Source organism: Pigmentiphaga sp. NML030171 (assembly GCF_002188635.1).
Lineage (GTDB): Bacteria > Pseudomonadota > Gammaproteobacteria > Burkholderiales > Burkholderiaceae_B > Pigmentiphaga > Pigmentiphaga daeguensis.
The window spans coordinates 59,073-83,462 of the sequence record NZ_NINX01000047.1; the positions used below are offsets into that span (position 1 = coordinate 59,073).

General features: G+C 67.4%; 19 protein-coding genes. 5 read left to right on the plus strand and 14 right to left on the minus strand.

What is annotated here, in order from left to right; translation table 11 throughout:
• Window positions 1-69: 69 nt before the first annotated feature.
• The 7 genes from CDO46_RS28175 to CDO46_RS24135 form a co-directional block, all read right to left on the minus strand.
• Entirely contained in the window at window positions 70-264 is a 195-nt protein-coding gene (locus CDO46_RS28175; protein WP_132980278.1) for a hypothetical protein, read from the minus strand.
• Window positions 265-360: 96 nt separating this feature from the next.
• The gene (locus CDO46_RS24110) at window positions 361-1,551 is read right to left on the minus strand and encodes an alpha-hydroxy acid oxidase (RefSeq protein WP_087841111.1); all 1,191 of its coding nucleotides are present in this window, start codon (window positions 1,549-1,551) and stop codon (window positions 361-363) included.
• 9 nt (window positions 1,552-1,560) lie between these two features.
• Window positions 1,561-2,544, minus strand: coding sequence for a tripartite tricarboxylate transporter substrate binding protein (locus CDO46_RS24115; protein ID WP_087841112.1), 984 nt, complete (start codon window positions 2,542-2,544; stop codon window positions 1,561-1,563).
• 38 nt (window positions 2,545-2,582) lie between these two features.
• Window positions 2,583-3,494 (minus strand): tripartite tricarboxylate transporter substrate binding protein, encoded by a 912-nt coding sequence (locus CDO46_RS24120; RefSeq protein ID WP_087841113.1) that lies wholly within the window; start codon window positions 3,492-3,494, stop codon window positions 2,583-2,585.
• An 89-nt stretch (window positions 3,495-3,583) separates the two neighbouring features.
• Window positions 3,584-4,498, minus strand: a complete 915-nt coding sequence (locus CDO46_RS24125; protein WP_087841114.1) for a LysR family transcriptional regulator — start codon at window positions 4,496-4,498, stop codon at window positions 3,584-3,586.
• Between the two features lie 167 nt (window positions 4,499-4,665).
• A complete protein-coding gene (ligD, locus tag CDO46_RS24130; RefSeq protein WP_087841115.1) occupies window positions 4,666-7,086 on the minus strand; it encodes a DNA ligase D in 2,421 nt (806 codons plus the stop codon).
• 21 nt (window positions 7,087-7,107) lie between these two features.
• Window positions 7,108-7,977: a Ku protein gene (locus CDO46_RS24135; RefSeq protein ID WP_087841116.1), complete on the minus strand. Its 870-nt coding sequence runs from the start codon at window positions 7,975-7,977 to the stop codon at window positions 7,108-7,110.
• 168 nt (window positions 7,978-8,145) lie between these two features.
• Here CDO46_RS24135 and zapE point away from each other — a divergent pair, with 168 nt between their 5' ends.
• On the plus strand, window positions 8,146-9,240 hold the full coding sequence (zapE, locus tag CDO46_RS24140; RefSeq protein WP_087841117.1) for a cell division protein ZapE: 1,095 nt from the start codon (window positions 8,146-8,148) through the stop codon (window positions 9,238-9,240).
• Between the two features lie 15 nt (window positions 9,241-9,255).
• Here the strand turns inward: zapE and CDO46_RS24145 are convergent, their stop codons facing one another.
• From CDO46_RS24145 to CDO46_RS24160, 4 genes are read right to left on the minus strand one after another with little or no spacing between them, the layout of a single operon-like run.
• Window positions 9,256-9,615: a hypothetical protein gene (locus tag CDO46_RS24145; protein ID WP_087841118.1), complete on the minus strand. Its 360-nt coding sequence runs from the start codon at window positions 9,613-9,615 to the stop codon at window positions 9,256-9,258.
• Window positions 9,612-10,610 (minus strand): tripartite tricarboxylate transporter substrate binding protein, encoded by a 999-nt coding sequence (locus CDO46_RS24150; RefSeq protein WP_087841119.1) that lies wholly within the window; start codon window positions 10,608-10,610, stop codon window positions 9,612-9,614. The genes CDO46_RS24145 and CDO46_RS24150 overlap by 4 nt, the downstream gene beginning before the upstream one ends.
• 24 nt (window positions 10,611-10,634) lie before the next feature.
• Window positions 10,635-12,395, minus strand: coding sequence for a hydantoinase B/oxoprolinase family protein (locus CDO46_RS24155; protein ID WP_087841120.1), 1,761 nt, complete (start codon window positions 12,393-12,395; stop codon window positions 10,635-10,637).
• 2 nt (window positions 12,396-12,397) lie between these two features.
• Window positions 12,398-14,467, minus strand: a complete 2,070-nt coding sequence (locus CDO46_RS24160) for a hydantoinase/oxoprolinase family protein (protein WP_087841149.1) — start codon at window positions 14,465-14,467, stop codon at window positions 12,398-12,400.
• Between the two features lie 149 nt (window positions 14,468-14,616).
• Between CDO46_RS24160 and CDO46_RS24165 the strand changes: the two genes are divergently transcribed.
• A complete protein-coding gene (locus CDO46_RS24165; protein ID WP_087841121.1) occupies window positions 14,617-15,468 on the plus strand; it encodes an IclR family transcriptional regulator in 852 nt (283 codons plus the stop codon).
• 60 nt (window positions 15,469-15,528) lie between these two features.
• Here CDO46_RS24165 and CDO46_RS24170 read toward each other — a convergent pair whose 3' ends face one another.
• Window positions 15,529-17,895, minus strand: coding sequence for a Tex family protein (locus CDO46_RS24170; RefSeq protein WP_087841122.1), 2,367 nt, complete (start codon window positions 17,893-17,895; stop codon window positions 15,529-15,531).
• 55 nt (window positions 17,896-17,950) lie between these two features.
• Here CDO46_RS24170 and CDO46_RS24175 point away from each other — a divergent pair, with 55 nt between their 5' ends.
• Genes CDO46_RS24175 through CDO46_RS24185 form a run of 3 tightly spaced genes read left to right on the plus strand, consistent with a single transcriptional unit; the run spans window position 17,951 to window position 21,014 of the window.
• Entirely contained in the window at window positions 17,951-18,730 is a 780-nt protein-coding gene (locus tag CDO46_RS24175; RefSeq protein ID WP_087841123.1) for a hypothetical protein, read from the plus strand.
• Window positions 18,730-18,933, plus strand: a complete 204-nt coding sequence (locus CDO46_RS24180; protein WP_087841124.1) for a YdcH family protein — start codon at window positions 18,730-18,732, stop codon at window positions 18,931-18,933. Before CDO46_RS24175 ends, CDO46_RS24180 begins: the two co-directional genes overlap by 1 nt.
• An 8-nt stretch (window positions 18,934-18,941) precedes the next feature.
• A complete protein-coding gene (locus CDO46_RS24185) occupies window positions 18,942-21,014 on the plus strand; it encodes an ATP-dependent DNA helicase (RefSeq protein WP_087841150.1) in 2,073 nt (690 codons plus the stop codon).
• Between the two features lie 44 nt (window positions 21,015-21,058).
• Here the strand turns inward: CDO46_RS24185 and CDO46_RS24190 are convergent, their stop codons facing one another.
• Both CDO46_RS24190 and CDO46_RS24195 read right to left on the minus strand, forming a co-directional pair.
• Window positions 21,059-22,729 (minus strand): hypothetical protein, encoded by a 1,671-nt coding sequence (locus CDO46_RS24190; protein ID WP_087841125.1) that lies wholly within the window; start codon window positions 22,727-22,729, stop codon window positions 21,059-21,061.
• Window positions 22,730-22,737: 8 nt separating this feature from the next.
• Window positions 22,738-24,390, minus strand: coding sequence for a hypothetical protein (locus tag CDO46_RS24195; RefSeq protein WP_087841126.1), 1,653 nt, complete (start codon window positions 24,388-24,390; stop codon window positions 22,738-22,740).

A 24,390-nucleotide genomic window follows, 5' to 3' on the forward strand; every position in this document is an offset into this window, starting at 1 on the left:
CGCGGGCGAAAACAGTCGTTCCGGGCGGCCGGAGGCGGACGCCGGAACGGATGCGGGACTGGATGCTCGTTAGCCGGGCTTGGACCGGGCGTAGGCCGAACGGGCCGCTGCTTCCTGGGCGTCCAGGAAACGCTTCCGCAGGGCATGGGGGAAACTGTAGGGCGCGAAATCGCCGTGCACCGCCGGGCCTGGCGCAAGACGCCACAGGCGGGGCCCCGTCAGGGCGGGCCACCGCTGGCAGGACACGGCGGGGCAAGCAGGCATGGTTGTTTCCGGCAGTTGCAACCCTGTGGGCGGATTGCGGCGCGCCCCGGGAAGACAGGGCGCGGCAGCCGCATGCTACCAGTTGGTCGCGAATCGTCAAGTCGGCGGCGGTTGGCCGTTGGACGGGGCGGCCGGGATGCCAGCGTTCCAGAGCAATTCGGAGGTCAAGGCGGCTGCGTTGGCGGCACCGCACAGGCGCATCGTCCGTATGAGCTCGTCGTGCAGGATGTCCAGCACGCGCGCCGCGCCCGCTTGGCCGGCCACACAGGCGCCGAACAGCAACGGGCGTCCGACCAGGACTCCGGCAGCGCCCAGGCATCGCGCCTTGGCCACGTCGGCGCCGCGGCGCACGCCGCCATCCAGGAATACCTGCGCCTTGTCACCGACCGCCCTCAGGACTGCGGCCAGCGCGGCCAGGGCGGGAACGCCGGTCTCGAGTTGCCTTCCGCCATGGTTGGAGACCACCAGGCCGTCGCATCCCGCCCTTAGTGCCCGCAGCGCGTCGTCTGGGCGCAGCACGCCCTTCACCAGCAGGGGGCCGGGCCAGCGCCGGCGGATCTCGGCCAGGCCGCTCCAATCGAACGCGGGATCGAATTCGGCGCCTACCGACGGTGCAAGCGTGGAGCCGCGCGCGCCGGCCGGGTCGAGGCCAGCGAGATTGGCCATGGCGGGTACGCCATGGCGCAGCATGCCCAGAGCCCATCGCGGCCGGGCCGCGAACGCGGCGACATTGCGAGCGGTAAACCGGAAAGGCATGGCGCAGTCATTGCGCAGGTCCCGTTCCCGCTTGCCGCCTACCGGCACGTCCACGGTCACGACCAGGGCTTCGAAGCCGGCGGCAAGCGCGCGTGCGAGCAGGCGCCACATATGGTCCCGCTGGCGAAGCGGGTAGAGCTGGAACCACTTGGCGCCGGCCGATGCCTCGCCGATGGCTTCGATCGTGGTCGTGGCGGTGGTCGACAAGATGTAGGGGATGCCCGCCTGGGCCGCCGCGCGCGCGATGGCCCGGTCGCCGTCCAGGCAACCGTACCCGACCGCTCCCATGGGCGCCACGGCCACCGGCATGGCGACGGCACGCCCCAGCAGAAGCGTGGACGCGTCGGGCGAGGCGCCGCCGGCCAGCGCGCGGGGAGACCATCCCACCTGCCGAAAGGCATTGCGGTTGAGCGCCAGGGTGTGTTCGTCGTCCGCCCCGCCGGCGTAGAAATCGAAGATCGGCCCGGGTAGGCGCCGCTTGGCCAGCGCTTCGAAATCATCGAGGGCAAAGGTGCGGTCCAGGCGGGCCATGATCGTGCGTCAGGGTTGCTTGGGAACACGGGCCAATTCGACCAGCATGCCCGCGGCCTGGCGGTCCTGGGCGAGAAAGCGGACGAATTGCTCGGGCGTGTCAAGAGCGCTTTCCACGTAGCGGGTTTGCATGACCTCGACCATTTTCGGATCCTGGAACACGGCGGTGAATGCGCGATGAATGCGCGCCACGATGCCGGACGGCGTACCGGCGGGGGCGGCGATGCCCCACCACGGCCGGCTTGGGAAACCGCCCAGGCCGCTTTCGGCCATGGTCGGCACATCTGGCAATTGTGGCGACCGTTGGGCGCCCGCCACGGCGATGGCGCGCAATTGGCCGCTCTGGATCAGGCCGATGAAGTTGCCCAGGCCCATCTGCGCAAGCTGGATCTCGCCGGCCGTGACGGCGTTGGCGATGGGGCCGCCGCCTTTGTACGGGACGCCCACCATGCGCGTTCCCCATTCCCGGTTGAGCCAGGCGACGAGCAATTCCTGCAGCGAACCGGAGCCCAGGGTGCCGAAATTGACGGCATCCGGGTGCGCCTTCGCATAGGCGCGCAATTCAGCCACCGAGCGCACGGGAAGCGCTGCCGGCACCACCAGCCCTTCGGTGACGTAGAACAGGCGGTTGATCGGCGTGAAGTCCCGGGCTGGGTCGTAGGGCAGCTTCTCGAACATGAACGGGTTGAATGACATGGTGGCGTGATACACCGCGCAAAGGGTGTAGCCGTCGGCGGGGGCCTTCGCGCAGGCCTCGGCGCCGACGATGCCGCTGGCGCCCGGGCGGTTCTCGACGACGATCGGCTGTCCCAATTGCTGGCCGAGCGCCGGCGTGGCGGCCCGGAGCACGACGTCGGTGACGCTGCCCGGAGCGATCGGTACGATCAGCTTGACAGGACGCGTGGGGTAGTCGTCCTGGGCCTGGACGGCAGGCGACAGGACGCAAGCGGTCAGCGCGAGGACGAGCCCCGCGCGGCGGATGGTGGAATGCATGGTGGTCTCCTCGATGGCGGCGCCTGGCCGCTCGGTTTTCAGTGCAGCGACGTCTGGCCGGCAGCCGACAAGCCCAATGCCTTGATCACGTCTCCGAACTGTTTGTCGTCTTCCTGCATGTACTGCGCGAACTCGTCGCCCAGGCGCCAGCGGGTCGTGAAGAAACTGGCTCGGGCTTCGGCCTGGAAATCGGGGTCATCGGCCACGGCGCCCAGCGCCTCCACGTATTCGCGGGTGATCGTACCGGGGAGGCCGCGCGGAGCGACGATGCCCCGCCAGTGCGCGACCGACCACGGCACGCCCGCCGCCTCTTGCACCGTGGGAACGTCGGGAAACGAGCGGTGGCGCTGGTCTTCCATGGTCGCCAGCGCACGGGCGCTGCCGGCCTGGAGCGGCCCGCGGGCGTCGGTCATGGTGATGGGCGCGACATGCGCGCGCCCCGCCAGCGCGTGCTCCAGCCCCTGTTCGCCGCTATGCGTCTCTATCCATTGGAGGTGCTCCAGCGGAATGCCGTTGACGTGCATCAAACCGGCCAAGGAGAATTTCCAGACGCTGAAATTGGGCCCGCCCGAGCCGATGATCGGATGGCGGCGGCAATGTTCGAGGAAAGCGCGCAGATCATGAAACGGCGAGCCGGCCGGCACGATGACGGCCGAGGACTCGACGAACGGCACCGCCAGCGGCGTGTAGTCGGAGGGAGTCAGCGAGGTGAGGCCGAGGTGCCAGTGCATCATGCCGATTTCGCCGGTGATCAGGCCCAGCACCGTGCCGTCCGCGCTGGCATCGGCGATGGCCTGGTGGCCGGAGACGGCGCCGGGTCGATTCACCACATCGATGGTGCGCCCGAGTTTTCGTCCCAGGTGCCTGGCGATGAGCCGGGCGCGCTGATCGCTGCCTCCGTCTTTCACGTACGGGACCAGCAATCGGATAGGTGCATTGGAGTGGGGCATGGGCTTGTCGTGTCTCGTTGAGTCCGGTCAGCTTATCGGTGGGACGGCGCGGGGGCCAATGGCATGTTTTCATGCCTCATTCCCTGGGGTTATAGGCCGCCGGAAGACTCCCGCGCCGCCACGTGCCTGCGCATGCAATCGCCGAACAGATCGATCAGCGGCAGGGCAACCGGGTGCCTGCGCCGTGCCAGGCCGCCGCGGAAGCGCCAGATGCCTTGTGCTGTCGGCAGGACGTCGATGCCGAGCTTGCGCGCGTGCGGCAGCACCTGGTGCGATTGCGTCGCCACGAACTGGCCGGTCGCGACAAGCGAAAGCAGTATCTCGAGCGAATCGGCCTCGGCGGCGAAGCCTGGCGTGTCCAGCCCGCGCAGCGCGAAGTATCGCTTCATGCGTTCCAGCACGGCATAGTCATTGTGCGGGCCGACGAATCGGCATCGACTGAGTTCTACGTCGGAGACCTCGTCCGCCTGGTGCAGGGGATGGCTGCGATGCGCGAGGAAAACATGGCTGCTGTCGATCAGGTATTCCTTCTCGATGTCGTCGTGGTCGGGAAAATCCAGCGCGGCGCAGATGATGTCGAGTTCGCCGCGCAGCAATTGCGGCAGCAAGGTGCTCAGCACGCCGGGCACCACGCGTACGCGCAGGCTGGGATGGGTTTGCGCCAGTTCCGCCACGACGTCTGGCAGTAGATGGACGGACCAGAGCGGGCCGGCGCCGACATTCAGCATGCCCACGCCGCCGTCCTTCATCGAAAGGATTTCGTCATGGGCACGCTGCGATTCCAGCTGGATGAGGCGGGCGCGGTGCGCCAGCGTCGCTCCGTACGCGGTTGGCACCATGCCGGCGGCGGTGCGCTTGAACAAAGGTACGCCCAGTTGTTCCTCGAGCTTGCGCAGGCTCTTGGACAGCGCCGGCTGGGTGATGCACAACTCGTCGGCGGCCGCCGTGAGCGTGCGATGCGTCACTACGGCCAGGAAGCAGGTAAGCAGCTTGGAGTTGAGCACGGGCAGGGCCTTCCAGCGGGGAAGTCATCCCGGCACTCTACGAGCGGATGAGACGGCCCGGCCAGCCGGTTTGCTGGATAGTCGGTATCCATGGGCTGGATGATGCGCTGGTCTTTCCAGGATTGCGCCGCCGCGGCCGCCCGGATGCCAAGAGGCCGGGACATGCTTCAGCCGTCCTCGCCCGGATCGAAGTCCATGCGCCGCATCGCGTCCGCCAGCGAGATCCGCGACCGCTCGTAGTCGGCCCAGGGCGTGTTGCCGGTGGCCAGCCGGTCGCCCAGCGTGTGCAGCGTCCAGTGGGCGGAGCTCGACAGGCCGTCCAGTTCCTCCCAGGCCACGGGCACCGACACGGCCAGCCCCGGCCGCGCGCGTACCGACCAGGCCGCCACCGTGGTGGCGCCGAAGCCGTTGCGCAGGTAGTCGATGAAGATCTTGCCCACCCGGTTCCGGGGCCCGCTCTTGGCCACGAAATGGCTGGGCAGGGTCTGCGCCAGGTGCTGGACGATGGCGCGCGAGAAGGCCTTGACGGTATCCCAGTCGTATTGCGGCCGCAGCGGCACGATGACGTGCATGCCCTTGCCGCCGCTGGTCTTCAGGAAGGCGGGCAGGCCCAGTTCGCGCAGGAAGGCGTGCACGAGCTGGGTGCCTTCGCGGATGCGCGGCCAGCCCACGCCTTCGCCGGGGTCCAGGTCGAAGGTCATGCGGTCGGGCGTGCCGATCGCGTCGTCCGTGCCGTTCCAGGTGTGCAGTTCGATGGTGTTCATCTGCGCCGCGGACAAAAGGCCCTGCAGGTCGTCGATCTTCATCAGCGGTGGATGGCCCGGGTCGATCTCCTGGGGCAGCCTGACCACGCCGGGCAGCGCCGCGCGGTCGGCGTGCTTCTGGAAGAAGAGTTCGCCGCCCACGCCGTCCGGCGCCCGCACCAGGGCCACGGGCCGGTTCTTCAGGTGCGGCAGCAGCAGCGGGGCCATGGCCGCGTAGCACTGGACCAGTTGCAGCTTGGTGATGCCGCTCTGCTTGTCGATCACCCGTCCCGGGTGCGTCACGCGGAAGGAGGCGGGCAGGCCGTTGCTTTGCATGGTCTCGGATTCCTTGGGCGGCGCGGCCGCCTGTTCGCGGGTGACGGCGCTGGCGGGCTTGTCGGCGCGCAAGCCGCGGAAGACGCCCTGGCGGATGTGGCCGCCGCCGGTCCATTCGGCGAACGAGACCTCGGCCAGAAGCTCCGGCCGGACCCAGTGGGCCCGGCCCAGGCCCTTCGTGTTGGTTTCGAACGGGGAGCGCGGCGCGGCCAGCTCGTCCAGGCGCTTCTTCAGGGATAGCAAGGTACGCTGGTCGAATCCCGAGCCGACGTTGCCCGCGTAGCGCAGCCGTCCCTCTTCGTCGTGCACGCCCAGCAGCAGCGAACCCAGTCCCGAGCGCGTCCCCTGGGGGTCGGTATAGCCGCCGATGACGAATTCCTGGCGGTTCTGGCACTTGAGCTTGATCCAGTCGGCGGAGCGGCCCGAGCGATAGCCGCCGTCCTTGCGCTTGCCGATGACCCCCTCGAAGCCCAGGCGGCAGGCCGAGGCGACCAGGTCGCGCGGCGCGGCCTCGAACGCGTCGCTGAAGCGCAGGCGCGCCGGATCGGCGTCCTCCAGCAGGCTGCGCAGCGTCGTGCGCCGCTCGGCAAGCGGCAGGCGGCGCAGGTCGCGGCCGGCGTAGAAGGGGAGGTCGAACAGGTAGTAGACGGCGCCGCGCGCGGAGCCGGTCTCGAACGCATTCTGCAGCGACTGGAAGTCGGGGATGCCGTGTTCGTCGGGCACGATGATCTCGCCGTCCAGCCAGGCATCGGCCAACTTCATTGCTTCGATCGCGGCGCGCAGTTCTTCCAGCTTGTGCGTCCAGTCCTTGCCGGTGCGGGTGTAGAGGCGAACCTGGCCGGCTTCGATGCGGGCCAGGATCCGGTAGCCGTCGAACTTCAGTTCGTATTGCCAATGTTCGGGATCCGGCGGCGGCGCGTTCACCAGCGTCGCCAGTTGCGGTTCGAGCGTGGCGGGCAGCTTCGCGTAGGCCGGCGCGGGAGCGGAGGCTTCCTCGGCATCGGCCTCGGGACCGGTGACCGCGTAGTCGTCTTTTTCCTTGATCAACAGCCAGGCTGGCTGCTTCTCGGTCTTGCGCATCCGCACCAGCGCCCACTGGCCGTGCAGCTTGGCGCCGCGCAGCTCGAACTTGAGCTTGCCCGCGCGGTAGCCCTTGCGCGGATCCTCCAGCGGAATCCAGGTCCCGGCGTCCCAGATGGCGACGTCGCCGGCGCCATAGTGGCCCTCGGGAATGCGGCCCTCGAAGCTGCCGTAGGACAGCGGATGGTCCTCGACCTGGACCGCCATGCGCTTGACGCCCGGATCCAGGCTCGGGCCCTTGGGCACGGCCCAGCTCTTGAGCGTGCCGTCCAGCTCCAGCCGGAAGTCGTAGTGCAGGCGCCGCGCCGCATGGCGCTGGACGACGAAGGACAGGGCGTGCGTGCCGGGCTTGCCGCCCGCGGCGGGTTCGGGCGTGTGGGCGAAATCGCGCTTGGCGCGATAGGTGCGGAGGGCGTCGTTCCTGGCCATGCGAGGCTCCGGTGGCCGTGGTCAGGCGCTGCGCCGGGTCTTGCCGCCTCGGGCATGCCCCTTGCCGCTGGAGCCACCGCTGCCCTTGTGTTTTTCCAGGCTGCGCTTGAGCAGTTCCGTCAGGTCCACGATGTCGGCCGTGGGCCGGGCTTCCTCCAGGGATTCGATGGGATGGACGGCCTGGGTTTCCTCCGCTTCGATCTTGGTCTGCACCAGTTGCAGGATCTTCTCCTTGAACTCGTCGTGGAACTGCTGCGGATCCCATTCGCCCGCCATGTCCTCGATCAGCTGGACGGCCATCTTCATCTCGCGCGCCGAGATGCCCTCGGCATGGCTGCCTTCCTCGGGCAGGCCCAGGTTCTCCCACGAGCGGATCTCGTCGCCCCAGCGCAGCAGGTTCAGGACCAGGCCGGGCCCGGCGGGAATCAGCGCCGCCAGGTGCTGCTTGGTCTGGATCACCACGCGTGCCACGCCTATCCGCCCGGTCTTGAACAGGGCCTCGCGCAGCAGGGCGTAGACCTTGGCGCCCTTGCCCAGGGGGGCCAGGTAGTAAGGCCGTTCGAGATAGATGAAGGGGATGGAGTCGGCCGCCACGAAGGTCTCGATCTCTATCGTCTGCGTGGATTCAGGATAGGCGGCGCGGATCTCGTCGTCGGACAGCACGACGTAGCGGCCATCCTCGTAGGCGATGCCCTTGACGATGTTCTCGCGCGTGATTTCGCGGCCAGTGCGCTTGTTGATGCGCTTGTAGCCCACCGGGTCCATGCTGCGCTTGTCCAGCCAGTCGAAATCCAGTTCGCTTTCCTGGGTGGCGGTGTACAGCGCAACCGGAATGTGGACCAGACCGAAGCTGATGGCGCCTTTCCAGAGTGTGCGTGCCGTGGTGGCCATGGCCGTTCCCCCTTGTGTAGCGGAATCGTCACGTCCAGCATATCCGAGGCTGGGGCCGGAGGCGGTGAAAATCCTGGCGAACTGGTAGCAGAGTGTTATCGCGGGCCAGGGCACGCGGGAGGGGCGGCCGCTTGCTGGACGTATACTTTCGTCTTTTGCCCGACCGTAATGAACGTCCGCGAATACTACGAGCAAGCCCTGGCCGAGCGCGGGTTCACCCCGGATGCGGCCCAGCGTGCAGCCATCGAGCGCCTGCAGCGCTACTACGATGACTGGGTCGAGTTCAAGTCGCTGCGTTCCAATGCCCTGAAGCGCCTGTTGAACCGCCCGGGCGTGCCGCGCGGCGTCTACATGTGGGGCGGCGTGGGCCGGGGCAAGAGCTTCCTGATGGACGCCTTCTACGCCACGGTGCCGGTGCAGCGCAAGACGCGGCTGCATTTCCACGAGTTCATGCGTGGCGTGCACCGGGAGCTGGACGAGGTCAAGGGCATGACCGACCCGCTGGACGAGGTGGCGCGCCGCATCTCGCGTCGCTACCGGCTGATCTGCTTCGACGAGTTCCACGTCTCGGACGTGGCCGATGCCATGATCCTGTACCGGCTGCTGCTGGCGCTGTTCGCCAACGGGACCTCGTTCGTGATGACGTCCAACTACGAGCCCTCGACCCTGTATCCGGAAGGCCTGCACCGCGACCGCATCCTGCCGGCCATCGCGCTGATCCAGGAAAAGATGGACGTGATGAACGTCGATTCCGGCGTCGACTACCGCCGGCGGGCGCTCGAGCAGGTCGAGATCTACCATAGCCCGCTGGGTCCGGAAGCCGACCAGGCGCTGGAGAAGGCCTTCGCCGCGCTGGCCGACACGCCGCCCATCGAACCGCCGGTGCTGTCGGTCGAGAACCGGCAGATCAAGGCCCGCAAGCTGAGCGGGACGGTGGTGTGGTTCGACTTCGCAACCTTGTGCGGCGGACCCCGGTCGCAGAACGATTATCTGGAGCTGGCCAGCCGTTTCCACGCGGTGATCCTGTCGGACGTGCCCAGCATGGGGCCCAGGCAGGCCTCGGAAGCAAGGCGCTTCACCTGGCTGGTGGACGTGTTCTACGACCACAAGGTCAAGCTGATCATGTCGGCGGCCTGCGAACCCGAGGAGCTTTATACCGAGGGCGCGCTGGCCAACGAGTTCCACCGGACGGTGTCGCGGATACTGGAGATGCAGTCCCGGGAATACCTGGATGCCGAGCGGCGGGAGACGGTGGTCTTGTAGCCGTCCGGAACCGGGTCAATGGCCGGCTTCCAGCGAACCCAGCGAGGATTCGAGCCCGTCGAGCAGGTCGGCGGCGCTCTCGGGAAGGGCCGGGGCGCGAGCCAGCGACTGCAGCAGCAGGAGCAGGCTGCCCGCCGTTGCCGCTTCATAGCCGGCGTGCGCGAAATGTTGATCGAGCGACCCATCGTACGCATATTTCGCGTGCAGGAAATCGAGCAGGTCGATCTCGAAGTCGGCAACGGTGATGTTGCCGATGCCCATCACGCATGAGCAAGGCCCGCCTCGCATCGGCAGGTGGCGCTGCACCAGGCCCTGCCAGCGGCCTGCCAGCGCAACGGCCTTGAGCCGCGAGGAGGTGGCGCGGGGCGTGCTCACTCGAGTTTGATGCCGATTTTCTGCGTCAAGGCGCGGAACTTCTCGACCTCGGCTTTCCTGAAGTCGCCGTATTCGGCCGGAGTCGAGGGCAGTGGCACCTTAGCGGTTTCAGCGAACGACTTGAGCAGGTCCGGATCTTTCAGGATCTTCTGCACCGTGGCGTTGATCGCCGTGATGACGGCCGGCGGGGTGCCCGCCGGCGCTTCCAGTCCTACCCATGACGAGAGCGCGAAACCCGGAATGGTCTCGGACATGGCGGGCACGTTGGGCAGGGCCGGGCTGCGATCACGGGTCGTGACGGCCAGTGCCTTGACCTTGCCGGCCAGCACGCTGGGCAGCACCGAGGTGTCGCCGAACAGGTAGTCGATCTGTTCCCCCAGCAGTGCGGTGAATGCCGGCGCCGTGTCCGGAAAAGGGATGTGCGTGGCCTTGGCGCCGGTGGCCTGGTTCAGCATCTCGCCGGCCAGGTGGGGCACGCTGGCTGGGCCCGACGAGCCGAAATTCATGGAGCTGCCCCTGCGCTGGAGCGCCGTCAGCAGGTCGGACAGGTTCGCGTGCGGCGACCGTTCGGGTACGGTCAGGATGAAGGGGCTGTCGGACAGCAGTGCCACAGGCGCCAGGTCCTTGAGATAGTCGTAAGGCAACTGCTTGAACAGCGATGGCGCGATGGCGTGCTGGGTGACGCTGATCAGGAGCGTGTAGCCGTCGGGTTTGGCCCGGGCGACGTAGCTGGCGCCTATCGTGGTGCCGCCCCCTGCACGCGACTCGACGACGACGGGCTGGCTCCATTCGCGGCCCAGGTACTTGGCGACTGTGCGGGCGAGGATGTCGGCGCCGCCGCCGGGGGCGTAAGGAACGACCAGGACGACCGGCCGTGAAGGAAAGGCATCGGCGGCCTGGGCCGGGGCCGGGCCGGCAGCCAGGGCGGCGCAGGTTGCGGCACCTATCACGGCCGTGCGGGCCGCCTGCAAGGGATCGGGTCTTTCGGACGTCATGGTGTCTCCTCTCGGGTAGAACGATCAGCGGCGGGCCTCCTGCCTGAGCCGCCGTGTTGCCGTGACGTCGATTCTGCCGTCGTCGATCACGACCTGGTAAATGTCGCGCGCATGGGCGGCGCTGACGTAGCCCTGCCGCACGTCGTCGAGCACGGCCTGGGGATCTCTTTCGGCGGGCGGGCCGAAGCCGCCTCCGCCGCCCGCGCGCAGGTGCAGCGTGTCGCCGGGCTTGAGGCGTTCATTGCGTATCTTGCCGGCTACGGTCTTGGGCTGGCCCGAGCCGTGACGGGTCACGATGACTTCGTTGGGCAGGCCGGCATGGCCGCCATGCAGCCCCCACGGGGCGCATTGCATGCGATCGGCCTGGACATCGACCGACAGGGTCGATCGCGCCCGGACGACGACCTCGGTGCCCAGCCCGCCCCGGTGCTTGCCGGCTCCGCCCGAGTCGGGGCGCAGGGCGTGGCGCTCGATCAGAATGGGGTACTTGGATTCGAGCTGTTCGCAGGGACTATTGTGGGTATCGCCGTCATTGGAGCAGACCACGCCGCTCATCCCGTCGGCCGACTGCTTGGCTCCCCAGCCACCTCCGGTCGGCCCGATGAAGCCGATGAAGAACTGGCCGTCCGCCGGCGAGATGCCATGAAACATCGCGATTACCAGATCTGCGTGGTGCGCGGCGATGGTGCGGTCGGGAATCGCGCCGGCCAATGCCTTGAAGATCGTGTCGACCACGGTCATGGGAAAGGTCATCCACTTGCGCATGGCCGCGGGTTTGACGGCACTGACCACCGTTCCCTGGGGCACGATCACTTTCAGAGGCCGGAAGCTGCCCTCGTTGATGGGGTAGTCCGTGGGCGAGGTCAGGCACTTGTAGGCAACCTGCGCGCAGGAGTAGCCGGTACTGGGGCCCGAGTTGAAGAAGCCGCGCACCTGGGGGCTGATGTCGGACAGGTCGATGGTCAGCTCTTCGCCTTGCTTGATCACGCGAACCTTGATGGGCACGCGCTTGCCGATATCCAGGCCGTCGTCGTCCATGAAAGACTCCGCCTCGTAGACGCCGTCGGGAATCGACAGCGTTCGCTGGCGGGCCGCGGCCTCGGACTGGTCCATGATGTTCATGATGGCGCCGAGCACTGGCGCACGTCCGTATCGCTCCAGCAGTTCGGAGAACCGCCGCGTGCCGGTGGTGATCGCCACGATCTGCGCGCGCAGGTCGCCCATCGCCCGTTCGGGCAGGCGGACATTGGTGCGGATGATTTCGACGAGGTCTTCGTTGACCACTCCTGCCCGCTGGTACTTGAGCACCGGGATCTGGATCCCTTCGGCATAGATGTCCGAAGTCACTCCGCCCAGCGCGCCACCGACGTCCGGCCAGTGCGCCATGCAGCAGGCCCAGGCTGTGAGCTTGCCGTCGAAAAAAATGGGTTGGCTGAAAGTGAAGTGGTTGAGATGGCTGCCGGTGATGTAGGCGTCGTTGGTCACCAGGATGTCACCGGGCTCGATACCATCGCTGCCGTATCTGTCGAGGTTCGCTCTTATCGTGTTGGCCATGCCGCGGATGAAGCTGGGCAGACCGATGCCGATGGAGACGGTCTCGCCGTCGGCGGTGAACAAGCCCACGGTGAAGTCGAGCGCTTCATAGATGATCATGTTGTAGGCCGTGCGCATGAGATTGGTCTTCATCTCCTCGGTCACGGCCAGGACGCCGTTGCGGACGATCTCGGTCAGGACGGCGTCCGGACGGGCAATGTCCTTGTCGGGCAGCGCGGAAGGGGCGGGCATGGTCAGCAGGCTCCAAGTTCGATGTGCAGGTTGCCGTAGGCGTCCACGGTAAGGCGGTCGCCGGGAAACACGACCGTGGTGGAGGCGTGTTCCTCGATCAGGGCGGGACCATCGATGGCGGAGCCGGCAGGCAGCGTGTCGCGGCGGAACACGGGAGTCTCGACGTCGCGGGCCTTGGCCGAGAAATAGACGCGACGATATCCCGCGCGAGCGGCCTCGATCGATCTTTCGGGAGACGAGGAAAGTTCCTCCATGGGCGGTTTGGGCATGACGCCGGTGGTGGCGGCGCGCAGCGTCACGATTTCGACGGGCTCGCCGGGCGCGCAGGTACCGTAGCGCTGTTGGTGGACGAGATCGAACCGTGCCTTGATGGCGGGCCTGTCGCCGGAGCGTAGCTCGGATTCGTCGAGATCGACCGTCACGGAATGTTCCTGACCCACATACCGCATGTCGGCGGAGTAGGCCACAGTGATCGATTGGGGCCGGACGGTGCTGTGTTCAAGGGCCGCGAGGCCCTGGCCGGCGAGTTGATCGAGCTGCCCCATGACGTCGTCCAGGCCGACGTCGGCCAGCTTCGCGAAGCTGGTGCGGACGTAGTCGTAGCGCAGGTCGGAGTGCAGCATGCCAAACGCGCAGAAATGGCCCGGCGCTCGGGGGATGATCACGTGGCGCATGCCGATCTCGCGGGCCACCGCGGCGGCGTGCAGGGGGCCGGCGCCGCCGTAGGCGACCAGCGTGAACGAGGCGGCGTCCAGGCCGCGTTCCGTTGAGACTCCTTTGACCGCGTAGGACATTTTCGTCGCCGCGATGCGCAGGATGCCTTCGGCCGCCTGCTGCACGTCCAGGCCCAGGGGGAACGCGACGTGGGTGTCGATTGCCCGGCGGGCCGCTTCGATGTCCAACTGCATCTGCCCGCCCAGGAAGCGGTCGGCGCCCAAGCGGCCCAGGACCAGGTTGGCGTCGGTGACGGTGGGGATCTCGCCACCACGACCATAGCAGGCAGGCCCCGGCGCCGCGCCGGCGCTACGGGGGCCGACGCGCAGGGCGCCGCCGTGGTCGAGTTCGGCGATGCTGCCGCCGCCCGTGCCGACCTCGAAGACATCCACCAGCGGGATTTGTACGGGCAGGCCTTCATTGTAGCCGCCGACCAGGGCAAGGTTGCCTGTCAGGATGCGGCCGTTCAGGATGACGCCGGCCTTGGCCGTTGTGCCGCCCATGTCGAAGGCTATGGCATTGGCGATGCCCAGGCGAGCGCACAGCGCGTGGGTGCCCACGACACCGGCGGCCGGACCCGATTCCAGCATTCGCACGCATTGCTGCCGAGCTTGATCCGGCACATACAGGCCGCCGGTCGATTGGACCAGCAGGAACGAGCCGGCGAAGCCCTGACCTTCCAGGTGGCCCTCGATTTCGCCGATGTAGCGGCTGACGGTGGGACCGACATAGGCATTGGCAACGGCGGTCGAGCAGCGCTCGAACTCGCGGTATTCCTGCGACAGTTCATGCGAAGCGGTCACGAAGGCATGCGGCAGGCGGGACTGCACGATGGCCTTGACCCTGGCCTCGTGGGCCGGATTGGCATAGCAATGCAGCAGCAGAATAGCAACGGCCTCGACGTTCCGGGTGATGAGGTCGTCGCAGATGCGATGCACCTGAGCCTCGTCGAGCGCCAGGTGGACAGTACCGTCGGCTGTCATCCGCTCGGCGACCTCGAAGCGCAGCGCGCGCTCGACCAGCGGCACATGTTTGGAAAAGAAGAGGTTGTAGGCATCGGGCCGGTTGATGCGGCCGATCTCGTAGATATCGCGGAAGCCTTCCGTGATCAGAAGCGCCGTACGTGCACCCTTGCGTTCAAGCAGGGCGTTGATTGCGACTGTCGAGCCATGGAGGAATATTTCGGCGTCCTCGAAACGGGTATTCGCCTGGTCGACCGCACTGGCGATGCCTTCGACCAGATGATCAGGTGTACTCAGGGATTTGCCCAGCGACAAACTGCCGGTTCCCGCGTCGAAAAACGCCACATCGGTGAAGGTGCCGCCGATATCCGCGGCCAGCCTGCTGCCTGTTCTCATGAAATCCAACCCTCTTGCCGTCTTTTTTATAAGGTAACCTAGGTACCTGTTATCGTCAAAGTGTTGGATGTAAAGATTAATTCCATTAAAATCAAAAGCTTAATGGAGAGTAACTATGGTTTTCATGAAAATTCGAATGGTTGCGAACCATGAATGAACCCCAGCGGGCACCGGCCCTGAATGACTCGGCGGACGTCGGCGAAGTGGCCAAGAGCGAGCAGATCGCCGCCGTACAACGTGCGTTCGAGATCGTGGAGGCGTTGGCGGACGCCAAGGACGGGTTGTCCTTCACGGATATCGTTGGATTGCTGGCGGTGAACAAGGCCATCGCCTTCAAGCTGCTCAATACGCTAGTCGCCTGCCGTTATGTGTTTCGCGACGCCACCTCCGGCCGTTACTGCCTGACGTTCAAGGTCAGCAACCTTGGACTGAGGAAGATGTCCCGGTCTCTGCTGCTGGACCAGAGCAACTCCATCTTGCGTGAACTGGCGGATGCCACGGGAGAGTTGATCCGGCTAGCCGTGGTGGAAGGCGACAGCATCACCTGGGTCTCCTCCATCTTGGCTCAAAGCCGGTTGCTGCAGCTCAATCCCAGCTATGGCTTCGAAGTGCGGCTGCACTTGCATGCGGCCGGCAAGGCCTGGCTGTCGACGATGAGTAGCGAACGGGCGCTGGGACTTGTGCTGGAACGAGGCCTGGAGCCCGCCACTGAACATTCGCTCACCACGGTCGAGGCAATCCTGGATGATCTGAAGTTGTCTGCCCAGCGGGGCTATTCGATTTCGTACGAGGAACATTCCCTGGGCGTAGGCGCGATTGGCGTGCCCGTGATGGTTCGCCGGTTCGGCGACCACAAGGAATGCGTGGGCGTGGTGACGCTGGCGGCGCCGTGCGCCCGGATGAACCGCCAGGCGCTGGAGGGCATCGCCCCGAGAATCAAGGACACGGTAGCCCGTCTCGCGGCGATCTGGCCGGTGGGGGATGGCCGCACTTACTCGTGACGAAAAAGGGGGAAGCGAGCACGCTCCCCCTTCGTAGGCCGTCTGGTGACCGCTTACTGCTTACCGCTTCAGCTTCGCGAACGCCGCCGCCATCGCGCTTTCCCCCGGAGGCGGGGCGCTCATGCCGCGATCGCGCCCGCGGCCGCCGCCCGGGCGTCCGGCACCGGCGCTGCCGCCGTCGCCGCGGCGCGCGGGGACCGAGTCGTCGTTCAGGCGCATGGTCAGCGCGATGCGCTGGCGCTGCAGGTCGACTTCCTGCACCTTGACCTTCACCGTCTGGCCCACGCGCACCACGTCGCGCGGGTCCTTGACGAATTTCTCGGACAGCGCCGAGATGTGGACCAGGCCGTCCTGGTGGACGCCGATGTCGACGAAGGCGCCGAAGTTGGCGACGTTGGTGACCACGCCTTCCAGGATCATGCCCTGGCGCAGGTCGTTCAGCGTCTCGACGCCGTCCTGGAAGGTGGCGGTCTTGAACTCGGGGCGGGGATCGCGGCCGGGCTTCTCGAGTTCGCTGAAGATGTCCTGGACGGTGGGCAGGCCGAAGCGTTCATCGGTGAACTGGGCGGGCGAGACGCCCTTGAGCGCGGCGCGGTTGCCGATGACCTGGCGGATGTCGGTCTGGAGCTTGGCCAGGATGCGTTCGACCACGGGATAGGCTTCCGGGTGGACGGACGAGCAGTCCAGCGGATTGTCGCCGTTGGCCACGCGCAGGAAGCCGGCGGCCTGTTCGAAGGCCTTGTCGCCGAAGCGCGGCACGTCCATGAGCTTGGCGCGCGAGGGAAAGGCGCCGTTCTGGTCGCGCCAGGAAACGATGTTCTTGGCCAGTGCGGCGTTCAGGCCCGAGACGCGGGTCAGCAGCGGCACCGAGGCGGTGTTCACGTCCACGCCCACGGCGTTCACGCAGTCTTCCACCACGCTGTCGAGCATGCGCGCCAGTTCGCGCTGGTTGACGTCGTGCTGGTACTGGCCGACGCCGATGGATTTGGGGTCGATCTTGACCAGTTCGGCCAGCGGATCCTGCAGGCGGCGGGCGATGGAGACGGCGCCGCGCAGGCTGACGTCGAGCTCGGGGAACTCGGCGGCGGCCAGTTCCGAGGCCGAATAGACGGAAGCCCCGGCCTCGGAGACGACGATGCGGGTCAGGTTCAGGTCCGGGTAGCGCTTCATCAGGTCGGCGGCCAGCTTCTCGGTCTCGCGCGAGGCGGTGCCGTTGCCGATGGCGATGAGCTCGATCTGGTGGCGGCGGGCGATGCGGGCCAGGGCCTCGATCGAGCCGTCCCAGTCGCGGCGGGGTTCGTGCGGGTAGACCGTCGCGGTTTCCAGCAGCTTGCCGGTGCGGTCGATGGCCGCGACCTTGACGCCGGTGCGGATGCCGGGGTCCAGGCCGAGCACGGCTTTCGGGCCAGCGGGCGCCGCCAGCAGCAGGTCTTTCAGGTTCAGGGCGAAGACGCGAATGGCCTCGGTTTCCGCTTCTTCGCGCAGGCGGGCCAGGTTCTCGGTCTCGAACGAGGGCAGCAGCTTCACGCGCCAGGTCCAGCGGCAAACCTCGCCCAGCCATTTCTGGCGCGGGCTGACGTCCAGCCCGAAGACGCCGTCCAGGCCGACCAGCTTGGCGACGCGCGCCACGCAGGGGTGGGGAAGCTGTTCTTCCAGTTCGGGCTCCAGGCCCAGGCGCAGTTCCAGCACGCCCTGCTGGCGGCCGCGCAGCATGGCCAGCACGCGGTGCGAGGGCAGGGTACGCAGCGGCTCGCTGAAATCGAACCAGTCGCGGAAATTGGCGCCTTCGGCTTCCTTGCCCTCGGCCACCTTGGAATAGACCAGGCCGGTATTCCACAGGTAGCCGCGCAGGTTCTCCAGCACCTCGGCGTTTTCGGAGAAGCGCTCGGTCAGGATGTCGCGGGCGCCGTCCAGGGCGGCCTTGACGTCGGCCACGCCGGCCTCGGCGTTGACGTAGTCCGCGGCGGCGGTTTGCGGATCGATGGCCGGATCGGCGAGAATGGCGTCGGCCAGGGGCTCGAGGCCGGCTTCGCGGGCGATCTGGGCACGGGTCCGGCGCTTGGGCTTGTACGGTGCGTAAAGGTCTTCCAGGCGCTGCTTGGTGTCGGCGGTGGTCAGCGCGTCCTTGAGCTCGGGCGTCAGCTTGCCCTGCTGCTCGATCGAGGCCAGGATGGCCGCGCGGCGGCTTTCCATGTCGCGCAGGTATTCCAGCCGTATTTCCAGGTTGCGCAGGACGGTATCGTCCAGGCCGCCGGTCACTTCCTTCCGGTAGCGGGCGATGAACGGCACGGTCGCGCCGTCATCCAGGAGTTCCACCGCGGCCGAGACCTGTGCCGGGCGTGCGCCGAGTTCTTCGGCAAGCTGGGCGATAATGCGGGATTGGGCCTGGGTGTCGAGTGCCTCGCCCCGGTCGGTGACCATAGCCATCGAGTCCGTCCTACCTTGGAAAATGAAGCCGCGGATTTTGCCACAGTCTGAGAATATGTCCTTAATTGCTTTCTGCCCGGGCGTTACGCAATGTGTCGACCGCCTGCCCGCCACGGGCGGCTGGGCCGCCCGGCTGGCGCGCTGGCTGCTGCCCACGGTCGTGGCCGTGGCCGTCTGCGCGTCGCCCGCATGGGCGGCCGAGGGGGACGGGCAGCCCGCCCCCGCGCAGACCTACGCCTCGAAGGAGGCGGCCCAGGCGGCCGCCGACGCCGCCAAGGCCGAGTCCGACCGCATCAAGCGGCAGTACGACATCGACGCGGCCGAGTGCATGCACAAGTTCTTCGCCAACAGCTGTGCCGAGAAGGCCAGGCTCGAGCGCAATGCGGGCGTGACGCGCGCCGACGGGGAACGGCGCGCAGCCGAGCTCTATATCCGGCGCGAAGAAGCCCGCGAGCGGCACGAGAAGCGCGACCGCGACAATGCCGAGCGCGACGCCAAGGCCGCCGACCGCGCCGCCCGCAAGGCCGAGGAAGCGGCCAGCCGCCCGCCGCCCAAGGCCGAGCCGGCCCCCCCGCCTCGCCCGTCGGCCCCCGCCGCCGCGCCGGCGCCGCGTCCGCCGCGCGACGTGGACGATCCTGCCGTTCGCGCCCGCAACCGGGCCGAATTCGAACGCAAGCAGGCCGAGGCGCGCGAGTACGCCGAGAAGCAGGCCCGCGATCGGCAGGAAGCCGAGGCCAAGCGTGCCCGGCGCCGGGCCGAGCGCGAGGAAGAGGCCGGGCGCCTGAAGGCGCAGCAGCAGGAAGAGGGCGCGCCGGCGCCTGCCGGGAAGCCGTGATGGACGACAGGATCCAGGCGCTGACCGCGCGCATCGTCGAGCTGCAGCTCGAGCACCGCGACCTCGACGCCGCGATCGAGAGGCTTGCCCTCGACGCCGCGGTGGACGAACTGCGCCTGAAGCGCATGAAGAAGCGCAAGCTCCAGCTCAAGGACCACATCGTGGCCCTGCAGATGCAGCTCATACCGGACATTCCTGCATGACCGCTTCGATCATGGACATCGGCGCCGACGTGGCCGCCGTGTTCGCGGCCGACGGCCCCCTGGCGCGCAAGCTCAAGGGCTACCGGCCGCGGATCCAGCAGATCGAGCTGGCTCAGGCCATCGCGCGGGCCATCGGCGATCGCGGCACGCTCGTGGCCGAGGCCGGCACCGGGACCGGCAAGACCTTCGCCTATCTCGTGCCGGTGCTGATGCACGGCGGCAAGGTGCTGGTCTCGACCGGCACCAAGACGCTGCAGGACCAGTTGTTCGTCCGCGACCTGCCGGCCGTGCGGGACGCGCTGGGGCTGCCCGTCGTCATCGCGCTGCTGAAGGGGCGGTCCAACTACCTGTGCCACTACCATCTCGAACGCACCGTGGGCGACGGCCGCCTGGCTTCGCGGGCGGAGGTCGCCCAGCTGCGCAAGATCGAGGCGTTCGCCAAGCACACCCGCAGCGGCGACAAGGCTGAACTGGCCGAGGTGCCCGAGAACGCGGACATCTGGCACAAGGTGACGTCCACCCGCGACAATTGCCTGGGATCGGACTGTCCGGCCTTTCGCGAGTGCTTCGTCATGCAGGCCCGCAAGCGCGCCATCGAGGCCGACGTGGTGGTGGTGAACCATGCGTTGTTCCTGGCCGACCTCGCGCTCAAGGACGAAGGCATCACCGATCTGCTGCCGGCCGCCGATACGGTGGTGTTCGACGAGGCCCACCAGTTGCCGGCCGCCGCCACGCGCTTCCTGGGCGAGTCGGTGTCGTCGCACCAGCTGCTGGACTTCGCGCGCGACGCCACGGTCGCCGGCCTGTCGCATGCGCGCGAAAGCGCGGACTGGCCGGTGCTGGGACAGGCCGTCGAGCAAGCCACCCGCGAGCTGCGGCTGTCGTGCGCGGCGGTCGAGAAAATGCCGGGCCAGCGCAGCACCTTCGACACGCTGCCCAATCCCCAGGACTTCGGCAAGGCGGTGCAACAGGTGATCGATGCGGTCCACACCCTGGGCCGCATCCTGATGGCCGTGGGTGAGCGCCACCCCGATCTGGACATGGTGGCCAAGCGCGGTCCCGACCTGATCGCGCGGCTGGCGCGCTGGACCGAGGCCCACGGCGTGCCGCCGGCCCATGCCGGGCAGACCGGCAAACCGGCCGAATCCGCCTGGCCGGAATCCGTTGCCGACCAACCAACCGAGCAGCCCCCGCAACGGGCAGACGACGGCTGGGTGCGCTGGGTGGAAACCGGCACCAGCCACATCCGCCTGCATACCGCGCCCTTGTCCGTCGCACAGGCGTTTTCGCAGTACCGGCCGGCGGGGCAGGCCTGGATCCTTACCTCGGCCACCTTGTCGGTGCGCGAGGATTTCTCGCATTTCACGCGCCAGCTCGGCCTGTACGAAGCCACGACCGGCCGTTGGGAGTCGCCGTTCGACTACGGGACCAATGGCCGACTGTTCGTGCCGCATGGCATTCCCGCGCCGCAGGATCCGCGCTTCACCGAAGGCTTCGTCGAGGCCTTGCTGCCCGTGCTGGCGGCCAGCCGCGGTTCGGCGCTGGTGCTGTGCACGACGCTGCGGGCGGTGGACAAGGTGGCCGAGCTGCTGCAGGAAGCCTTCCGCGAACGTGGCTGGGAATGGCCTCTGTTCAGGCAGGGCGACCGTTCCCGCCGGGAACTGCTGGAGCGCTTCCGGACCAGCGCGCACGCGGTCCTGGTGGGCAGCGCGAGTTTCTGGGAAGGCATAGACGTGCCGGGCGACGCGCTGACCCTGGTGGCCATCGACAAGCTGCCGTTCGCGCCGCCGGACGATCCGGTGCTGGATGCCCGCATCCGCGCCTGCCGCGAACGGGGCGGCAATCCCTTCTTCGAATACCAGTTGCCCGAGGCCGCCATCGCGCTCAAGCAAGGCGCGGGACGGCTGATCCGCACTGAAACCGACTGGGGCGTGCTGATGGTGGCCGACCGCCGGCTGGTCGAGAAGCCCTACGGCAAGCTGTTGTGGCGCGGCCTGCCGCCGTTCACGCGTACCCGCAACGTGGCGGACGTCGAGGCGTTCTACGCCGAGCGCGCCGAGACGCTGTCGCCAGCGGCCTGAGCGGTGCGCTGCCGGAACCCCGCACCGGCCAGGGCCAGCAGGCCCTAGCGAATCACCACCGACACGCTGGTCCGGGGCGGCACGGTGATGACCTCCTCGTAGACGTCCCGCACAGCCGGCCGCACGAACGGGAAGAATCCCCGCGGCTGCAGATACATCGGTACGCTCGTTGGCAGCCCGTAGTCCGCGTACAGCGCACCGTCCATTGGCACGAGGTCGTAGCCGGAGTCGCTTCTCGCCCCCAGGCCGAAGTTCGGCGGCGATGCCGCCGGCAACAGTGCGCTGGTCGTGCCGATGCGGCGCATCGTCGTCTGGATGCCCGGGCCGCCCACGTCGCGGATGACCTTGTCCAGGATGCGCCAGGAGTCCGGCGCGCCGGTCTCGTTCAGCAACCTTCGATAGAAGTCCATGCCGTAATGACGCAGCAGGTAGGCGCCTATGGTCGAGTTGATGTTGTAGCTGTCGCAGGCGCCCCAGTCCTGGATGGCGATCGACAGGATGTCGCAGTTGAAGTTCTGGTCGCGCAGCCAGTAGCGGACGAAGAAATCACGGTTTTCATGGTGGCGGTTCAGGCCGGGAAGGTAAAGGACATCCTCGGCCATCAGCGCGATCAGTTCGATGAACCAGGATTGATGGAAGTACTCCTGGCCTGGCTCCTTGGAGATGACCTGCAGGTAGCGTGTGGAAAGGTGAGTCAGCTCATGGGCGAAGGAGGCCAGTTCGTCCAGGACGGGGTTGTAGAAGTTGTCGTCTGACATGAAGAGGACCAGCGCTTCGTTGCTGAGATTGTCCTCGGGAGGGCCGGCTGGATCGTTCAGCCCGACGTCGTTCCAATGCACCATTCCGGCCGCCATCATGTCGCGGATGAAGGCGACGTGCAGGTCCGCGTCGGGAGGGATGGCCGGCAATTCGCCTTCCGGATACGGGCCCCAGGGCGGACCGACGAGTGCCACGGTCCTGTCGTAGACCGCGTCCTCTCTTTGGGCGACGTCGCGGATGAAGCCGTCGAGCATTGCATCCGTGACACTGCCGGCCGCCTGGGTCTCCGCGTCGATCCATACATGGATGCCGCGCCCGTCGCGGGCCACGGTCTGGCGGACCAGGGTCGACCGGCGGAACGCGTCTTCTTCCGTGCCCATCCCGTAGCCGGATACCCGCCAGGTGCGCACGTCCCCGAGCCGGGGCGCGTGGGCGGTGCGGCTCGGCCCCACGATTCTGTGCGCGGGCGAGGGTTTGCGGCTCTTCAGCCGCTGCATCGGATCGGCCTGCATCGGAGGCAGGTCGGGGTGCCGCGGGCGGCGCGGACTTGCGGCATCCGCCGCGTCCGCGCCGGCCGGGAACGCCAGCCTGGCGGCGGGCGCAGCGAGCGGATAGGGCGAACGCAGATACAGCTCCAGCGCGGGCAGGCGCTGCGGCGTATCCCCGTGGTTGGTGTAAATCAACTGCACATCCTTGCCGGCCACGCCAGCCAGCCGGATGGGCAGGGCGGTCCGTTCGTCGCCGGTATTGGTGTACTGCCAAACGCCGATACCCGAGCCCGCGTAGCGGTGGGCATCGATGGCGCCGCAGCGGGGGCCGCTGCAATCGACCTCGAACTGCGCGGTGGAAGGCGGCGGTTCCGTCGGGGCGATGGGTTCGGCGTCGCCCCCGCATCCCGACAGCAGCATCAGGGTGGCGGCGGCAAGCAGGGCAAGCGTGGGGGAGGCGGGTCTCATGTCGGCTCCTAGCGTACGACGACCGACAGGCTGGCATGCGGGGGGACGACGATGTTCTCCCGGTAGTTGTCCCGCACGGCCGGCCGGGCGAAGGGGAAGAACGCGCGCGGCATCAGGGTCATGATCGTGTCGGTCGGCAGCGTGAATTCGCTGGCGTAGGTGCCGCCATCGATGGCGGCCAGCGTGTAGGCGCCGTCCGTCCGTTCAGGCAGTCCGTAGCCCCTGGGCGACGCGGCTGCGGGCAGCAGGGCGATGTTCGTGGCGAAGCGGCGCAACGCGGTATCTGCGCCTTCTCCGCCCGCCTGCTTGATGGCGTCGTCCAGGATGGCCCAGGAATCCGGCGAACTGGTATTGCGCAGCAATTGGCGATAGAAGCCGATACCGTATTGCCGCAACAGGTAGGCGCCGAACGTTGCCCGCACCGCGTCGGAATAGCAGGCCGATCCGTCGGCGTCCAGTGACGTTGTCAGGTCGCAGTTGAAGTTGCCCGTGGCGCCCAGCGACAGCCAATACCAGCGGTAGATGTCGCCTGCAAGCTGATAGGTATCGACGCCAGGCAGGTAGAGGATGTCCTGCATCATGAAGCTCGTCATGATGTCGAGCCATGGTTCGAAGGACTGGTCGGTCTCGGGCAGTGCCGAGCGATGATAGATGTTGGACATCTGGGTCAGCAGCAACGCCATGGCCGCGGCCGGTTCGCCGTACGCATAGTAGTCGTCCGGCTGATAGAAGCGCTCCGAGGTCAGATATACCGCCAGCGCTTCGTTGCTGGTGCGGACGTATTCGTCGAAGTCGGGATTGCCCGTCTGTCGGCGGATGCGAAGGTCGCGGGCGCCGGGATAGGCCACATAGGCCAGTTCCTTGCCCAGCACGATGTTCAGGTCTTGCGCCGGCGGGATCGCCCCGGCCGTCTCGTGCTGTCCCCAGGGTTCGCCGGCGAGGTCCGTGGCCCGCGTGTAGATGGAGTCCGGACCCGAGATGACTCGTCGCAACAGGGTATCCAGCATCGCGTCGTTGACCAGTTCGTCGCCGTATTGATCGTCCTCCAGCCAGATGTTGACCCGGCGCGGGCCATCGGGGCCCTGGGCCTGCCCCTGGCGAAGCAGGTTGAATGAGCGTTCTACCCGCCCCTCTGTCCACGTATCGACCCACCAGGTGCGTGTGGAACCCACGGCGGCGGTGGCAGCGGGGGCTCGTCGGCTGACGGTCTGCCTGGCGTCGACTCGTTGCGCGACGGGCGGCACGGCGGGGGAAAGGGCGGGAGCGCGCCGCGCGGCGGCGGGCGCGCCCGGCGGATACGGCGAGCGCTCGAACAATTCGATGCCGGGCATCTTCTGCGGGGTGCCGCCGTGGTTGGTGATGATCAGCTGCACGTCCTTGCCTGCCAGGCCCGAGATGTCGATCGCCACTGTCTGCCGATCGTCGGTCGTATTGGTGTATTGCCAGATGCCGACGCCCGAACCCAGGTAGCGATGGGCATCGACCGCGCCGCAATGAGGTCCGCTGCAATCGACCGTCAGTTGCGCCTCGGCCGGAGCAGGCGGTTCGGGCGTATCCGGCGCCACGGCGCCGTCTCCGCCGCAGGCGGCCAGCAGCAGCCATACGCCATGGATGGCCAGGCGTCTGATGGGAAGGCATGGACGTGAAGAGACTGTGATCAT

Excerpts from the sequence above, each read along its gene's own strand:
- CDO46_RS24110 (WP_087841111.1), bottom strand. The coding sequence starts at position 1,551 with ATGGCCCGCCTGGACCGCACCTTTGCCCTCGATGATTTCGAAGCGCTG.
- CDO46_RS24115 (WP_087841112.1), bottom strand. The coding sequence starts at position 2,544 with ATGCATTCCACCATCCGCCGCGCGGGGCTCGTCCTCGCGCTGACCGCT.
- CDO46_RS24170 (WP_087841122.1), bottom strand. The coding sequence starts at position 17,895 with ATGGCTATGGTCACCGACCGGGGCGAGGCACTCGACACCCAGGCCCAA.
- CDO46_RS24195 (WP_087841126.1), bottom strand. The coding sequence starts at position 24,390 with ATGATCACAGTCTCTTCACGTCCATGCCTTCCCATCAGACGCCTGGCC.
- CDO46_RS24155 (WP_087841120.1), bottom strand. The coding sequence starts at position 12,395 with ATGCCCGCCCCTTCCGCGCTGCCCGACAAGGACATTGCCCGTCCGGAC.
- CDO46_RS24175 (WP_087841123.1), top strand. The coding sequence starts at position 17,951 with ATGTCCTTAATTGCTTTCTGCCCGGGCGTTACGCAATGTGTCGACCGC.
- CDO46_RS24190 (WP_087841125.1), bottom strand. The coding sequence starts at position 22,729 with ATGAGACCCGCCTCCCCCACGCTTGCCCTGCTTGCCGCCGCCACCCTG.
- CDO46_RS24160 (WP_087841149.1), bottom strand. The coding sequence starts at position 14,467 with ATGAGAACAGGCAGCAGGCTGGCCGCGGATATCGGCGGCACCTTCACC.
- zapE (WP_087841117.1), top strand. The coding sequence starts at position 8,146 with ATGAACGTCCGCGAATACTACGAGCAAGCCCTGGCCGAGCGCGGGTTC.
- ligD (WP_087841115.1), bottom strand. The coding sequence starts at position 7,086 with ATGGCCAGGAACGACGCCCTCCGCACCTATCGCGCCAAGCGCGATTTC.
- CDO46_RS24180 (WP_087841124.1), top strand. The coding sequence starts at position 18,730 with ATGGACGACAGGATCCAGGCGCTGACCGCGCGCATCGTCGAGCTGCAG.
- CDO46_RS24150 (WP_087841119.1), bottom strand. The coding sequence starts at position 10,610 with ATGACGTCCGAAAGACCCGATCCCTTGCAGGCGGCCCGCACGGCCGTG.
- CDO46_RS28175 (WP_132980278.1), bottom strand. The coding sequence starts at position 264 with ATGCCTGCTTGCCCCGCCGTGTCCTGCCAGCGGTGGCCCGCCCTGACG.
- CDO46_RS24120 (WP_087841113.1), bottom strand. The coding sequence starts at position 3,494 with ATGCCCCACTCCAATGCACCTATCCGATTGCTGGTCCCGTACGTGAAA.
- CDO46_RS24165 (WP_087841121.1), top strand. The coding sequence starts at position 14,617 with ATGAATGAACCCCAGCGGGCACCGGCCCTGAATGACTCGGCGGACGTC.
- CDO46_RS24135 (WP_087841116.1), bottom strand. The coding sequence starts at position 7,977 with ATGGCCACCACGGCACGCACACTCTGGAAAGGCGCCATCAGCTTCGGT.